Raw genomic sequence first — 13,510 nt, 5'->3', positions numbered from 1 at the left:
AGATGGCGCTACGCGCCTCCTCACCATGAGGGTCGGCAATGACGGCGACACTCAACCCGTCGTCCGCTCGAACAATTGTCGGATCAGCGTCGTGATCCTTCCCTTCAGCGACATCATCTCGTACAGGATGGTGAAATGGTTCGCGCCGGGAATTTCCTCATACGTCACTGGCAAGCCATATCGGGCGCGGTGGCCGGCGAAATCGGCGGTCTGCTTGCGCAATAGCGGCAACTCGGCGCTGCCGACCACCAGCGACAGCGGTTTCAAGGGACCGCCTTCCTGCATCATCGGCGAGTTGCGGCGTGACGTTCCTTCATCGGCCTTCAGCTTCTCGTTGAGATAGGAGTGGCGGATCGGCTCGAGATCGTAGATGCCTGAGATTGCCATGCCCGCCCTCACCTTCGGATGCGACAGCGCCATCGAGGTCAGGTGCCCGCCGGCGGACCAGCCCGATACTACGATTCCGCCGGCGGCGGCGCCAAGCGCCGGCAGTTGCTCGGCGAGGTAATCGATGCCGGCGTGGATCTCGGTGACGATTTCGTCCAGCGTCGCTTCCGGCGCCAGCGTATAGCCGATCAGGGCCACGTTGATACCGTGGGCCATCGGACCTTCGGCAACCACGGTGAAAACCTCCTTCGCCCGCGCCTGCCAGTAGCCGCCGTGGATGAACAGCAGCGTCGGCGCGGCGTCTGCGCCTTTCATAAAGTCGATCCGGTTGCGCTCGCGCGGGCCATAGCAAAGATCGATATGATCCGGGTAACGCTTGCGCATCTCAGCGGACCGCTGCTCCCAGCCCGCGACCATCTCGACGCTGCCGGGCACGGCAACACCGTTGTTGAGGCCGAGGTCGCGCTCCTGCTGGCTCATCGCGCGCCAGTCCAGCGCAGAGAACAATGTCGTCATGCAATATCTCCGGTCGGCCACAACTTCCATACGATTCCACTTTGCCGGAAAATGTTCTACAGCACCATCTGCGACAAACGCAAAACGAGCGGAGAGAGCGAAGTGGCTGATCGGGGGCTGGTGCGAGAGACGGCGATTGCCATTGTCGGCAAGCTGAAATCCGGTGAAGTTACGCCGCTCGACCTGCTCGACGTACTGGAAAAGCGGATTGCCGAGGTCGACGGCAAGGTGAACGCGCTGCCGACGCTGTGCTTCGATCGTGCCCGAAAGCACGCCACCGTGCTGATGAAGAAGCCGGTCAGCGAGCGCGGGCTGCTCGCCGGCCTTCCGATTCCGATCAAGGACCTCACCAATGTCGCCGGCGTCCTGACGACGCAAGGCTCGCCGATCTACAAGGATAACATCCCCGCGAAGTCCGATATCCTGGTCGAGCACCTCGAGAACAATGGCGGGGTGATCTACGCCAAATCGAACACGCCGGAATTCGGCGCCGGCGCCAACACATTCAACGAGGTGTTCGGCCCGACGCGCAATCCATGGGATACGTCGCGATCCGCAGCCGGCTCTTCCGGCGGCGCAGCGGTTGCGCTCGCCACCGGCACCGCGTGGCTCGCACATGGCTCTGACATGGGCGGCTCCTTGCGCAACCCTGCGAGCTTCTGTGGCGTCGTCGGTATGCGTCCGAGCATCGGCCGCGTCGCACGTACGCTGGCGGCGGCGATCGACCGCAATCTCGGCGTCCAGGGCCCGATGGCGCGCAATGTCGAGGATCTCGCGCTATTGCTCGATGCCATGAGCGGCGAGCATCCCGCCGATCCGCTCTCGCTGCCGGTGCTGCCGACCTCGTTTCTGTCCGCCGCCCGTTCCGGCAACAAGCCGAAGCGCGTCGCCTATTCGCCCGATCTCGGCATCACGCCGGTCGACCCCGAGGTCGCCGCCATCACCCGCAAAGCTGCGCAGCGTTTTGCGGAAGCGGGCGCCGTCGTCGAGGAGGCCCATCCGGACCTGCGTGAAGCCCATGAGTGCTTCCAGGTGCTGCGCGCGTTCGACTTTGCGCTCTCCAAGGCGGCGCTGTTGCGTTCGAAGCGCGACCTCTTGAAGCCGGAAGTGATCTGGAACATCGAGGAGGGCCTCAAGCTGACGGTCGAGCAACTCGAACGCGCCGAGGCGCAGCGCGTCGCGATGACCGCGCGCACGCTGGAATTTTTCGACAAATACGATCTGTTGCTCAGCCCCGCCACCATCGTGCCGCCGTTCCCGGTCGAGAACCGCTACGTCGCCGAATGCGCCGGCAAGAAGTTCGACAATTACGTCGAATGGCTCGGCATCGTCTACGCAATCACGCTGGTGTGCTGCCCCGCCCTGTCGCTGCCCTGCGGCTTCACCGCTTCTGGCTTGCCGGTTGGGCTGCAGGTGGTGGCGCCGCCGCGCGGCGAGGCTCAGTTGCTCGCGGGAGCCAAGGTGCTGGAGGATATTCTGGGCTTGCGCGGCACGACGCCGATCGATCCGAAGGCGCCGAAGTAGATATCAACCCCTCATGGTGAGGAGGCGCCAACGGGTCCGCGCGCAGCGCGGCCCGATGACAGGCTCCGCGCCGTCTCGAACCATGAGGCCACAGCCGGGCCTTCATCCTTCGAGACGCCGCTCCGCGGCTCCTCAAGATGAGGTGAAATTTTCGCCGTTGGTGGTTCATGTCTGTGTCGCTATACTGCCGGCAACAAGGTCGCGATCGACATGACCAATGACCACGACCCGCCGCCGGAGAGCAAGCTGACGCGCAGCAAGGAGCGCTGGGCGCGCGAGGGAAAATTCCTCACCGGCAAGATGTCACGGCCGGAGGAAGCGCGGCTGCCGCCGGGCCAGCATTTGACCAAGGATTGGCCGACGCTTGATCTCGGCTTGACGCCGAACATTTCGCGCGAGCGCTGGCGGCTCGATGTGTATGGCGCGGTGGAAACTCCGCTGTTCTGGGATTTCGCGCAGTTTTCCGCGCAGCCGCAGAACAAGTTTTTATCGGACATCCACTGCGTCACGACCTGGTCGCGCTACGACAATCAGTGGGAGGGGCTCTCGACCCGCGATCTCCTCGATGCCTGCCGGCCGCGCGAGGCAGCGCGGTTCGTGGTGCTGCATTCGCATGACGGCTACACCACCAACCTGGCGCTGGAAGACTTCGCCGCCGAAGATGCCCTACTCGCCCATAGCTGGTCCGGCGCGCCGCTGGAGCAGGAGCATGGCGGCCCGGTACGGCTCGTCGTGCCCCATCTCTATTTCTGGAAAAGTGCAAAGTGGCTGCAAAGCATCGAGTTTCTTGCTGAAGACAAGCCGGGCTATTGGGAAGTCCGCGGCTATCACAATCGCGGCGACCCGTGGGCCGAACAGAGATATTCAGGCGATTGAGTATGCTTCAGCTTGTCTGGCTTCATCCTTCGAGACGCCGCCGCGCGGCTCCTCAGGATGAGGTCTGAGACCCTCATGGTGAGGAGCGCGGCGACGCCGCGCGTCTCCGGACGATGCTGCGCATCGCCGGGCGAACCATGAGGTCATGACTACAGCCGAGCGGACCGGATCAACTGAGGAGACAGCCGTGCCAAACGAACGCTTTCAATTCACCGGCGAAGGCGGCCATCAGCTTGCCGCTGCCCTTGATATGCCTGACAGCCCGGTGCAGGCCTACGCGCTGTTTGCGCATTGTTTCACCTGCGGCAAGGACGTGCTGGCGGCGAAACGCATCGCGACCGCGCTGGCGGCCAAAGGGATTGCCGTATTGCGTTTCGACTTTACCGGCCTTGGCGCCAGCGAAGGCGAATTCGCCAACTCCACCTTCTCTTCCAACGTGGCCGACCTCGTCCGTGCTGCCGATCATTTGCGCGAAACCCGCGGAGCTCCAGCTCTCCTGATCGGGCACAGCCTCGGCGGTGCGGCGATCCTTGCCGCCGCCGGGCAGATTCCGGAGGCGAAGGCAGTCGTGACTATCGCCGCCCCTTCCGATCCCGTGCATGTCACGCATCTGTTCAAGGATCGCATCGAGGACATCCGCAAGCATGGCAAGGTGGAGGTTCAGCTCGCCGGGCGGCCGTTCCACATCAGGCGCGAGTTTCTCGACGACGTTGCCGAACACAGCCTGATGTCGCATATCGCAAAGCTGCACAAGGCGCTGCTGATCATGCATGCACCGACCGACGACACGGTCGGCATCGACAACGCCACGAAGATTTTTGCCGCCGCCAAGCATCCCAAGAGCTTTGTATCGCTGGCAGGCTCGGACCATCTGCTGAGCGGCAAGCGCGATAGCGCCTATGTCGCCGGCGTCATCGCCGCCTGGGCCGAACGCTATATCGAACCCGTCGCAGCGCAGCCCGCCGCTGCCGCGATCGAGGCGCCGCGCCACGTCGTGGTGCGCGAAACCCGCAACAGCAAGTTCCAGCAGACCGTCACTTCAGGTCCGCATGAAATGGTGGCGGATGAGCCCGTTGGTGTCGGCGGCCAGGACAGTGGGCCCGGGCCGTATGATTTCGTGCTCGCCGGCCTTGGCGCCTGCACTTCCATGACGATGCGGATGTATGCCGAGCGAAAATCGCTGCCCGTCGAGCGCATCACGGTGACGCTGGAGCACAGCAAGATTTACGCAAAAGATTGCGAGGAATGCGAAACGCGGGAGGGCATGCTCGATCGGATCGACCGCGTGATCTCGATCGAGGGCGTTCTCGACGCCGATCAGCGCAAGCGCTTGATGGAGATCGCCGACAAGTGCCCGGTGCACCGGACCCTCACGTCGGAAATCCGTATCGTGACCAAGGCGGCCGATTAGTGGACCGGCCACGGGCCTTCATGGTTCGAGACGCGCTGCTTCGCAGCGCTCCTCACCATGAGGGTCAGAGACTTCTCCTGTGTCTCAGACCTCATCCTGAGGAGCATCGCGAAGCGATGCGTCTCGAAGGATGAAAGCCCGGCTATCGAAGCGCGCTCTAAGCCGTCGCCAGCGGGCGTACGCGCAGCACGCCGCGCAGGCCCGCGGCGGTGCCGACCAGAATGCCGGAGAATGCGATCAGCGATGCCACCGCCAGCGTGGAAAATCCCGTCAGGCCCTGCCCGATCGAGCAGCCGAAAGCCATCACGCCGCCGGCGCCCATCAGCGCCGCGCCGCCACCGGAGCGCAGCATGTGGCGCGGCGACTGAAAGCCCTCGAGCTGAAAGCGTCCGGTCAACAGCGCGGTGACGAGGCTGCCGGCAAACACGCCGAACACCGTGACGATGCCGAAATTCAGCGTCGATCCCGTCGACAGCATGACGTATTGCAGCGCGTCCGCGATCGGCGCGATGAAGGTGAGCGAGGTCACCGGCGTCGGATTGAAATCGTCGGCGCCGAGATAGCCGGTCGCCAACCAGCCGCCGGCTACCAAAAGGCCGATCACGAGACCCGCGGCGATCTGGCCCGGCGAACGCCGGAACGCCGGATGCGCAAAGGCGAAGATGATCAGCGCCGCGGAGATGATCGAGGCGGCCAGCATCCGCGCCGCCGTTGCGCTCAGGCCAGCGCCAGCGAGCAACGCAGGCACCGAATTTGCCGTCGTCGTGGTCTGCGACGCGGCGACCATCGCAATGCGGGGCGGCGCGATCAGGCCTTTCAGCGTCATCTGCGCAAAAATCGCCAGCACGACCACCACCACGAAAGAACGAAGATTGCCCCGACCGAGCAGCACCAGCGCACGCGAGCCGCAGCCGTTCGAGAGCACCATGCCGTAACCGAACAACAGCCCGCCGAGGAACATGACCGGCACCGAGAAGGAGGGCTGCAGATAGATCGACTTGCCGATATCGACCATACCGGCCGCCGCCAGCAATTGCGTCGCGGCGACGGCCACGCCGATCGCCAGCGCATAGGTGCGGACCAGGCGGCCATCGCCATCGGCCCACCAGCCGCGCAGGCCAGAGAGCAGGCAAAAGCCGCTCAACAAGCCGACCGCCCCATAGATGAGGCCAATCAGCAACCCGCTCGCGACGATAATCTGGCCACCGTCCAGTACTGGCATTTCCCTGCTCTCTGGGCGCCGCGGACGCGGCTGCCACTGCTCAAATCGGATGCAATTTCCGGGCTGCTAATACGTTGGAAGCGTGGGTCCGTCCACGGCCTGCCGACGCAGAGAATGAATCTCTCGCACAACATAATAATCGGGGAACAAAAATGTTGCCGGCAACCGAGACAGGAGATTTGTTTTTCCACGAGGTCATGAAAGTAGCGGCCGCGAAGCCTAAGCCGAGGGCCGCAGGATCACGCGATCCCGCGACGATCCAGCCACGGCGATAAATGCCGCTTTGGCCTGCTCCAGTGGGTAGACCGCGCTCGGCTTGATCGGGAACGGCTTGAGAAGGCCATCGGCGAAGCCGGGACCGAGTTCCCGCAACACCGCACCGGTCGCGACCGACGACAGGCCGAGCGTGTCGATGCCCACGTAAGTGTGCTGGCCGCGATAGAATTCCAGAATGTTGAACTGGACGATGCGGTCGACCGCGGCGATCAGGATCTGCCGCCCACGCAGCGCCAGCGATTGATGCGCCGCCTGGAAATAGGGATCGCCAACCGTGTTGAACACGATGTCGGCGCCCTTGCCGCTGGTGAGTTCGCGCACGCGCGCCGCGACATCGGTTTCGGAGGCATCGATGACTTCGACTTTCGAACTGGCATGGCCCTCATACGGCTCGGCCTTGCGCACAATGCCGATGACGCGCGCGCCGTGCCAGCTCGCGATCTGTACCGCCGCCTGCCCCACCTTGCCGTTGACGCCCATCACCAGCACGGTCTCGCCCGCCTTGGGAATGCCGGCCCGGCGCAGGCCTTCCATCGCCGTGACAAAGGGCACGCCGATGCCGGCGGCCTCTTCCCAGGAAATGCTGTTCGGCTTCTCCACCACGGCGTCGGCTTCGACGACGAGATGCGTGGCATGCGTGCCGTCGCGGCGAATGCCGAGATCACCGGACGAGCCGAACACCTCGCGGCCGATCCAGCCCGTTGGCCCGTCAACCACGACGCCCGCATAGTCGCGCCCTGGCGTGCGCGGAAATACGGCATAAGGCATCAGCCCCGTCGCGGCCTTCACATCGGACGGATTGACGGCAGCAGCCTTGATCTCGATCAGCAGATCCTTTTCGCCGCGTGACAGCGCGCGCGTCTCGATGACCGGTGCGAGCGAAGCTGCATCTGCGACCTTCGAAGGCAGACGGACGCAACGGGCCTGCACCGTCATGGGTCTAACGTCTTCCTTGGTAACCGGCATCACGGGCTTCCTGCTCTCTCGTTCAGGCAGGAGTTACCCTTTCGGCCGCTTGTCGTAAACACGTTTTGCCTTGCCGAGCGAACGTTCGAGCGTGTTCGGGGCCACCGCCTTGATACGCGCTGTGATGCCGATGGTATTCTTGATGAAGACCGCGACTTTTTCGGCATGCGCGTGGAGCCCGCTGGCGTCCCAGCTTTCCGGGCGGGCTTCGGCGAGCACGGTCATCTCGTCCATACGGCCCTCGCGCGTCAGCTCGATGGTGAAATGGCCGCCGCACCAATCGGTCGCGAGCAGCGCTTCCTCGATCTGGGTCGGAAATACGTTGACGCCGCGCAGGATGATCATGTCATCGGAGCGCCCCGTCACCTTCTCCATGCGCCGCATGCCCGGCCGCGCCGTGCCCGGCAACAGCCGCGTCAGGTCGCGGGTGCGATAGCGGATGATCGGAAAGCCCTGCTTGGTCAGCGAAGTGAATACCAGTTCGCCCTTCTCGCCGTCGGGCAGCACCCTGCCCGTCTCGGGATCGATCACCTCGGGATAGAAATGATCCTCCCAGATGTGCAGGCCATCCTTGGTCTCCACGCATTCCTGCGCCACACCGGGGCCGATCACTTCCGAGAGTCCGTAAATGTCGGTCGCGTCCATGTCGAAGGTCTGCTCGATCTCGGCGCGCATCGCGTTGGTCCAGGGTTCGGCGCCGAAGATGCCGAACTTCAACGACGATTTTCGGAGATCGAGGCCCTGCCGCTTGAACTCGTCCGATATCGCCAGCATGTAGCTCGGCGTCACCGTGATGATGTCGGGCTTGAAGTCGTTGATCAGTTGCACCTGGCGCTCAGTCATGCCGCCGGAAACCGGCACCACGGTGCAGCCGAGCTTTTCGGCGCCGTAATGCACACCAAGCCCGCCGGTGAACAGGCCGTAGCCATAGGCATTGTGAATGATCATGCCGGTGCGGCCGCCGGCGGCGCGGATCGAGCGCGCCATCACGTCCGACCAGATGTCGATATCGGCTTGGGTGTAGCCGACTACGATCGGCTTGCCGGTCGTGCCCGACGACGCATGGACGCGCACCAGTTTTTCGCGCGGCACGGCGAACATGTTGAAGGGATAGTTGTCGCGAAGATCAGTCTTTACGGTGAACGGGAATTTGGCGAGATCGGGAAGTTGCCTGAAATCGGACGGATGCACGCCGGCCGTGTCGAACGCTTTCTTGTAGTGCGCGACATTGTCATAGGCGTGCGTGAGCGACCACGCGAGACGCTTCGTCTGCAAAGCCATGATCTCATCGCGCGAGGCACGCTCGGCCTCGTCCAATTCGGCGCTGTAACCGCTTCCGCTGGATTTCAATCTTGCCATGGCCATGACGCGTTTCCCTTCCTATTCTTGTGGGGTCGCACTTGGCAACCAGGTGCCGGCAATCGTGCGGGAGTGGCCGCGGAACTCGGCAATCACGACATCGCCTACGGTGACGCGCACGTCGTAAATTCCGGACCGGCCATTGCGCGAGATTTCCCGCGCGGTGGCAACCAGCACGTCACCAAGCTTGCCCGGCCGGATGAAGGCGATGTCGCACTGCGCGGCGACCGCGCGCTCGTTGCGGGAATTGCAGGCAAAGGCGAAGGTTGAATCGGCCAGCAGGAAGATGAAGCCGCCATGGGCGATGCGCTGGCCGTTGACCATGTGCGGCTGCACCGTCATCGTCAGCGTCGCCTGCCCGGGCTTCACCTCGACGATCTTCATGCCGAGGCCCTTGCTGGCGTCGTCTTCCTTCCACATCGCATCCGCGCAGGCGCGAGCGATCTCGTCGGGCGACAGCACGACATTCATAGCTGATAGCCCGCTCTGCGAGACGGTTCCACGACGTTCTCTCCCTGTGCGTACGGGCCTGTTTGGCCTCTTTACGTAGTTACTTCATTCAACCGCTTCCGTCATTCCGGGGCGATGCGAAGCATCGAACCCGGAATCTCGAGATTCCCCGATGCGCAATTGCGCATCTGAGGTCTGGTCCTACGGACCATCCCGGAATGACGGTGTAGTCACACATGGTCGTAATCCACCACGACCTTGTCCGAGCGCGGCCGCGCCTGGCAGGTCAGGATGAAGCCTGCCTTCAGCTCCCACGGCTCCAGCGAATAATTCACTTCCATTTGGGCGTCGCCTTCGACCAGCTTGGCGCGGCAGGTCGAGCACATGCCGCCCTTGCAGGCGAACGGCAAATCCATGCCGGCGCGCAATGCGGCGTCGAGGATCGATTCTTCCTCGGCGACCGGGACCTCGCGGCGCTTGCCGTCGATGATCAACGACGCCATCGCCTTGGGCGGCGCGGACGCCTCAATGACCTTCTTCGGACGCGGCTTGCCGCCGAACTCCGAGACGAAGCGCTCGACATGGATGCGATCTTCGGCAATGCCGATGTCGCGGCAGGTTGCCTCAATGTCCTCGCTCATGCCCGCAGGCCCGCAGATAAAGACATGATCGACGCTTGCCGCCGGCACCAGCGAGCGCAACAGTACGCGCACCTTCTCGCCGTTGAGTCTGCCGTGAAGGATCGGGATATCCTGCTCTTCGCCCGAGATGACGTGGAAGAGCGAAAGCCGCTGCATGAAGCGGTCTTTCAGTTCCTCCAGCTCTTCGAGGAACAGCATGCCCGATGTCGTGCGGTTGCCATAGAACAGGAAGAAGCGGCTATCGGGCTCGCGCGCGAGCACGCCCTTGACGATCGACAGGATCGGCGTGATGCCGCTCCCCGCGGCCAAGCCGACATAGACCCGTGCCTCATCGGGCGCATGGGCGATGCCGAAGCGGCCGGTCGGCGTCATCACGTCGATCTCGTCGCCGCTCTTCAACTCTTCCGCCGCCCAATTGGAGAACGCGCCGCCGTCGACCTTCTTCACCGCGATACGCAGCTCGCCATCGTCGGGCCCGGAGCAGATCGAATAGGAACGCCGCACTTCCTCGCCGTCCATGGTTGTACGCAGTGTGAGGTATTGCCCGGGCGCGAAGCTGTAATCGCCTTCCAGCTCTTTCGGGATCGCAAAGGTCATCGACACCGCATCGGCCGCCTCGCGGCGGAGGTCATTGACGGCAAGACGGTGAAAGCGCGGCGCGTGGGACATCAGTATCTCCCCGCCGTCATTGCCTGCGACAAACGCAAAGCGTTTGCGCAAGGGAGCGAAGCGACGAAGCAATCCATACTTGTTTTGCGGCACAATGGATTGCTTCGCTTCGCTCGCAATGACGGCATCCTCTCGCTGGCAACGACAAACATGGCTAGTGACACTTGAAATAGTCAAACGGTTCGCGGCAGCTCTTGCAGCGCCACAGCGCCTTGCAGGAGGTCGAGCCAAATTCGGATAGCAACTCGGTATTTTGTGAGCCGCACTGCGGGCAGGCGACGCGCTGTTCGCCGAACAGCGCGCGGCGCGAGTTCGAGGCCTGCGGCGGAGCGATACCGTATTCACGGAGCTTGCTCCGGCCGTCCTCGCTCATCCAGTCCGTGGTCCAGGCCGGCGACAGCACAGTGCGGATGGTCGGCCGCGCGATGCCGGCGCGTTCCAGCGCCAACTCGATCTCCAGCGCGATCATGTTCATGGCGGGACAGCCGGAATAGGTCGGCGTGATCGCGATCTCGACACGGCCGTCGTGGACCTCGACGTCGCGCAACACGCCGAGATCGGCAATGGTGAGCACGGGTATTTCGGGATCGACCACCTTTGAGGCCGCCTCCCAGACGCGGCGGCGCAGATCGGTATCGCTGTGGACGGCCGTCACCATGTCGCCCCCGGAAAGGTCCGCTGCATCGATTGCAGCTCGCTGAGAAGATGGCCGAGATGTTCGCTGTGGCGGCCGCTGCGGCCGCCCTGCTGCATCCAGTCGTTCTTCGGCAAGGCCAACGTAGCCTCGTCCACGACACCTGTGATCGTCTTCAGCCATTGCGAACGAAGCGGCGCAGGATCGATCGCGATGCCGGCATCGATCAGGCCGCGCTCGCTGTCATCGACGGCGAACATTTCGCCGGTAAAGGCCCAGAGTTCATCGATCGCTCCTTGCGTGCGGCGGTGACTTTCCTCGGTGCCGTCGCCGAGGCGAACGATCCACTCCGAACAATGCCTGACGTGGTAGGCGCTTTCCTTTTCCGATTTCGCCGCGATCGCCGCCAGCGTCGCGTCGGTAGAGCGCATCATTGCCCGCCAGTAGAGATCGGCGAAGGTAGCGTAGAAGAATTGCCGCACCATGGTCCGAGCAAAGTCGCCGTTCGGCTGCTCCAGCAGCAGCAGATTGCGGTACTGCCTGACGTCGCGCAGATAGGCGAACTTGTCCTCGTCATTGCCCCTGCCCTCGACTTTAGCCGCATAGGAATGGAGCTCACGCGCCTGACCGAGCAGATCGAGGCCCATATTGGCGAGCGCCATATCCTCTTCCAGCATCGGCGCATGGCCGCACCATTCCGACAGCCGATGCCCTGATATCAGGGCGTCATCGGCGCGGCGCAGCGTGTAGAGCACCAGCGGCGTTTCGGAGACGGTGATGTTGGCGACGGTCATTCTGCTTCCACCTGTATCCACTTGCTCAAACCCCATCCTGAGGAGCGCGGAACGCGCGTCTCGAAGGATGGCCACGAGTCCCTCTGCCGCCATCCTTCGAGACGCTTGCTTCGCAAGCTCCTCAGGATGAGGTCTGTATTCTTGGCCGCGGGCCTCGTGGTTCTCCCGGCGATGCGAAGCATCGTCCGGAGACGGTGATGTTGGCAACGGTCATTCTGCTTCCACCTGTATCCACTAGCTCAAACCTCATCCTGAGGAGCGCGGAACGCGCGTCTCGAAGGATGGGCCACGAGTCCCTCTGCCGCCATCCTTCGAGACGCTTGCTTCGCAAGCTCCTCAGGATGAGGCCTGTTGTACTTGCATCGACATCTCGGGCCTCATGGTTCGAGACGCGCGTTCCGCGCTCCTCACCATGAGGAGAGAAAAGAGTCACATATGCCCGACTTCCTCGGGCACGTCGTAAAACGTCGGGTGCCGGTAGATCTTGGATTCCGCCGGCTCGAACATCATGCCCTTCTCGGACGGATCGGACGCGGTGATCGCGCTCGACGGCACCACCCAGATCGAAAGGCCCTCACCGCGGCGGGTGTAGATGTCGCGCGCAGCCTGCAGCGCCAGCGTCGCATCGGTCGCATGCAGCGAGCCGACATGCTTGTGCGCCAGCCCGTTGCGGCTGCGGATAAAGACTTCCCAGAGCGGAATGTTCGGCGTTGCCATTGATCGTCTCCCTACTCTGCGGCCTGCAAGGCGGAGCGCTGCCGGCGCTTCTCGGCATAGGCCATTGCCGCCTCGCGCACCCAGCCGCCGTCCTCATGCGCCTTGCGCCGCGCGGCCAGGCGATCACGGTTGCAGGGGCCGTTGCCAGCCAGCACCTGCTTGAACTCTTCCCAATCGATCGCGCTGTATTCCCAATTGCCGTCGACGTTCTGCTTCATGCCGGGATCGGGAATTGTCAGCCCGAGGAATTGCGCCTGCGGCACCGTGGCATCGACGAATTTCTGGCGTAGCTCGTCGTTGGAGAAGCGCTTGATCTTCCACTTGGTCGAGGTGTCGCTGTGCTGGCTGACCTGATCGGGCGGGCCGAACATCATCAAGACTGGCCACCACCATCGGTTCAGCGCATCCTGCGCCATCGCCTTCTGTTCGTCGGTGCCGCGGCACAGCGTCAGCATGATCTCAAAGCCCTGGCGCTGATGGAAGGACTCCTCCTTGCAGACGCGGATCATCGCGCGCGCGTAAGGGCCGTAGGAACAGCGGCACAGCGGGATCTGGTTCATGATCGCCGCGCCATCGACCAGCCAGCCGATGGTGCCGATGTCTGCCCAGGTCAGCGTCGGATAGTTGAAGATCGAGGAATACTTTGCCTTGCCCGCCAGCATGAGATCGACGAGCTCCTCGCGCGAGGAGCCGAGCGTCTCGGCGGCGGCGTAGAGATAAAGTCCATGGCCGCACTCGTCCTGAACTTTCGCGAGCAGCGCGACCTTGCGGCGTAGCGACGGCGCGCGGGTGATCCAGTTGCCCTCGGGAAGCATGCCGACGATTTCGGAATGCGCGTGCTGGGAAATCTGCCGCGTCAGCGTCTTGCGATAGGCCGCCGGCATCCAGTCGTTGGGCTCGATGCGCTCGTCGGCGTCGATGCGCGCCTGAAACTGCGCAGCCCGCGCGGCGTCCTCAATGTTGCGGTCTTCGCCCTCGGACGAATTGAGCGCCTGCGTATACATGGCGGACCTCCCGATATTTGTTGGGAGGCAATATATAACATAATTTTCGATATGCAATATATTT

Annotated in this window: 13 protein-coding genes; 3 read left to right on the top strand and 10 right to left on the bottom strand. The window is 63.2% G+C overall.

Annotated elements, in window-relative coordinates; all coding sequences use genetic code 11:
* Nucleotides 1-51: 51 nt before the first annotated feature.
* Entirely contained in the window at nt 52-903 is an 852-nt protein-coding gene (locus CP49_RS31675; RefSeq protein WP_057854095.1) for an alpha/beta hydrolase, read from the bottom strand.
* A gap of 102 nt (nt 904-1,005) precedes the next feature.
* Between CP49_RS31675 and CP49_RS31670 the strand changes: the two genes are divergently transcribed.
* From CP49_RS31670 to CP49_RS31660, 3 genes are all read left to right on the top strand, one after another.
* A complete protein-coding gene (locus CP49_RS31670) occupies nt 1,006-2,427 on the top strand; it encodes an amidase (RefSeq protein ID WP_245310959.1) in 1,422 nt (473 codons plus the stop codon).
* Nucleotides 2,428-2,637: 210 nt separating this feature from the next.
* Nucleotides 2,638-3,303, top strand: a complete 666-nt coding sequence (locus tag CP49_RS31665; RefSeq protein WP_057854053.1) for a sulfite oxidase-like oxidoreductase — start codon at nt 2,638-2,640, stop codon at nt 3,301-3,303.
* Between the two features lie 187 nt (nt 3,304-3,490).
* Nucleotides 3,491-4,714: a bifunctional alpha/beta hydrolase/OsmC family protein gene (locus tag CP49_RS31660; protein WP_057854094.1), complete on the top strand. Its 1,224-nt coding sequence runs from the start codon at nt 3,491-3,493 to the stop codon at nt 4,712-4,714.
* Between the two features lie 157 nt (nt 4,715-4,871).
* Here CP49_RS31660 and CP49_RS31655 read toward each other — a convergent pair whose 3' ends face one another.
* The 9 genes from CP49_RS31655 to paaA form a co-directional block, all read right to left on the bottom strand.
* Nucleotides 4,872-5,936, bottom strand: a complete 1,065-nt coding sequence (locus CP49_RS31655; protein ID WP_156438767.1) for a YeeE/YedE family protein — start codon at nt 5,934-5,936, stop codon at nt 4,872-4,874.
* A 219-nt stretch (nt 5,937-6,155) separates the two neighbouring features.
* Nucleotides 6,156-7,178, bottom strand: a complete 1,023-nt coding sequence (locus CP49_RS31650; protein WP_245310957.1) for a quinone oxidoreductase family protein — start codon at nt 7,176-7,178, stop codon at nt 6,156-6,158.
* A 33-nt stretch (nt 7,179-7,211) separates the two neighbouring features.
* Nucleotides 7,212-8,543, bottom strand: coding sequence for a phenylacetate--CoA ligase PaaK (gene paaK / locus CP49_RS31645; RefSeq protein ID WP_057854051.1), 1,332 nt, complete (start codon nt 8,541-8,543; stop codon nt 7,212-7,214).
* Between the two features lie 15 nt (nt 8,544-8,558).
* Entirely contained in the window at nt 8,559-9,008 is a 450-nt protein-coding gene (paaI, locus tag CP49_RS31640) for a hydroxyphenylacetyl-CoA thioesterase PaaI (protein ID WP_057854050.1), read from the bottom strand.
* 209 nt (nt 9,009-9,217) lie between these two features.
* Nucleotides 9,218-10,297 carry a 1,2-phenylacetyl-CoA epoxidase subunit PaaE gene (gene paaE, locus CP49_RS31635; protein ID WP_057854092.1) on the bottom strand — a complete coding sequence of 360 codons (1,080 nt, stop codon included), beginning with the start codon at nt 10,295-10,297 and terminating at the stop codon, nt 9,218-9,220.
* Between the two features lie 154 nt (nt 10,298-10,451).
* Nucleotides 10,452-10,955, bottom strand: coding sequence for a 1,2-phenylacetyl-CoA epoxidase subunit PaaD (gene paaD / locus CP49_RS31630; RefSeq protein WP_057854049.1), 504 nt, complete (start codon nt 10,953-10,955; stop codon nt 10,452-10,454).
* On the bottom strand, nt 10,949-11,725 hold the full coding sequence (paaC, locus tag CP49_RS31625) for a 1,2-phenylacetyl-CoA epoxidase subunit PaaC (RefSeq protein ID WP_057854048.1): 777 nt from the start codon (nt 11,723-11,725) through the stop codon (nt 10,949-10,951). The genes paaD and paaC overlap by 7 nt, the downstream gene beginning before the upstream one ends.
* Before the next feature lie 429 nt (nt 11,726-12,154).
* A complete protein-coding gene (gene paaB, locus CP49_RS31620) occupies nt 12,155-12,442 on the bottom strand; it encodes a 1,2-phenylacetyl-CoA epoxidase subunit PaaB (RefSeq protein ID WP_057854047.1) in 288 nt (95 codons plus the stop codon).
* An 11-nt stretch (nt 12,443-12,453) separates the two neighbouring features.
* Nucleotides 12,454-13,446 carry a 1,2-phenylacetyl-CoA epoxidase subunit PaaA gene (gene paaA / locus CP49_RS31615; RefSeq protein WP_057854046.1) on the bottom strand — a complete coding sequence of 331 codons (993 nt, stop codon included), beginning with the start codon at nt 13,444-13,446 and terminating at the stop codon, nt 12,454-12,456.
* Nucleotides 13,447-13,510: the final 64 nt, after the last annotated feature.

The sequence above is a fragment of the Bradyrhizobium valentinum genome, from assembly GCF_001440405.1.
In the GTDB taxonomy this organism is placed as follows: Bacteria; Pseudomonadota; Alphaproteobacteria; order Rhizobiales; family Xanthobacteraceae; genus Bradyrhizobium; species Bradyrhizobium valentinum.
The sequence above is the reverse complement of the archived record's forward strand: the minus strand, read 5'-3'. Positions and strand labels throughout refer to the sequence as shown.

Coding starts and splice junctions, on each gene's coding strand:
- CP49_RS31665 (WP_057854053.1), top strand. CDS start 2,638: ATGACCAATGACCACGACCCGCCGCCGGAGAGCAAGCTGACGCGCAGC.
- paaI (WP_057854050.1), bottom strand. CDS start 9,008: ATGAATGTCGTGCTGTCGCCCGACGAGATCGCTCGCGCCTGCGCGGAT.
- CP49_RS31675 (WP_057854095.1), bottom strand. CDS start 903: ATGACGACATTGTTCTCTGCGCTGGACTGGCGCGCGATGAGCCAGCAG.
- paaA (WP_057854046.1), bottom strand. CDS start 13,446: ATGTATACGCAGGCGCTCAATTCGTCCGAGGGCGAAGACCGCAACATT.
- paaK (WP_057854051.1), bottom strand. CDS start 8,543: ATGGCCATGGCAAGATTGAAATCCAGCGGAAGCGGTTACAGCGCCGAA.
- paaB (WP_057854047.1), bottom strand. CDS start 12,442: ATGGCAACGCCGAACATTCCGCTCTGGGAAGTCTTTATCCGCAGCCGC.
- paaE (WP_057854092.1), bottom strand. CDS start 10,297: ATGTCCCACGCGCCGCGCTTTCACCGTCTTGCCGTCAATGACCTCCGC.
- paaC (WP_057854048.1), bottom strand. CDS start 11,725: ATGACCGTCGCCAACATCACCGTCTCCGAAACGCCGCTGGTGCTCTAC.
- paaD (WP_057854049.1), bottom strand. CDS start 10,955: ATGGTGACGGCCGTCCACAGCGATACCGATCTGCGCCGCCGCGTCTGG.
- CP49_RS31655 (WP_156438767.1), bottom strand. CDS start 5,936: ATGCCAGTACTGGACGGTGGCCAGATTATCGTCGCGAGCGGGTTGCTG.
- CP49_RS31650 (WP_245310957.1), bottom strand. CDS start 7,178: ATGCCGGTTACCAAGGAAGACGTTAGACCCATGACGGTGCAGGCCCGT.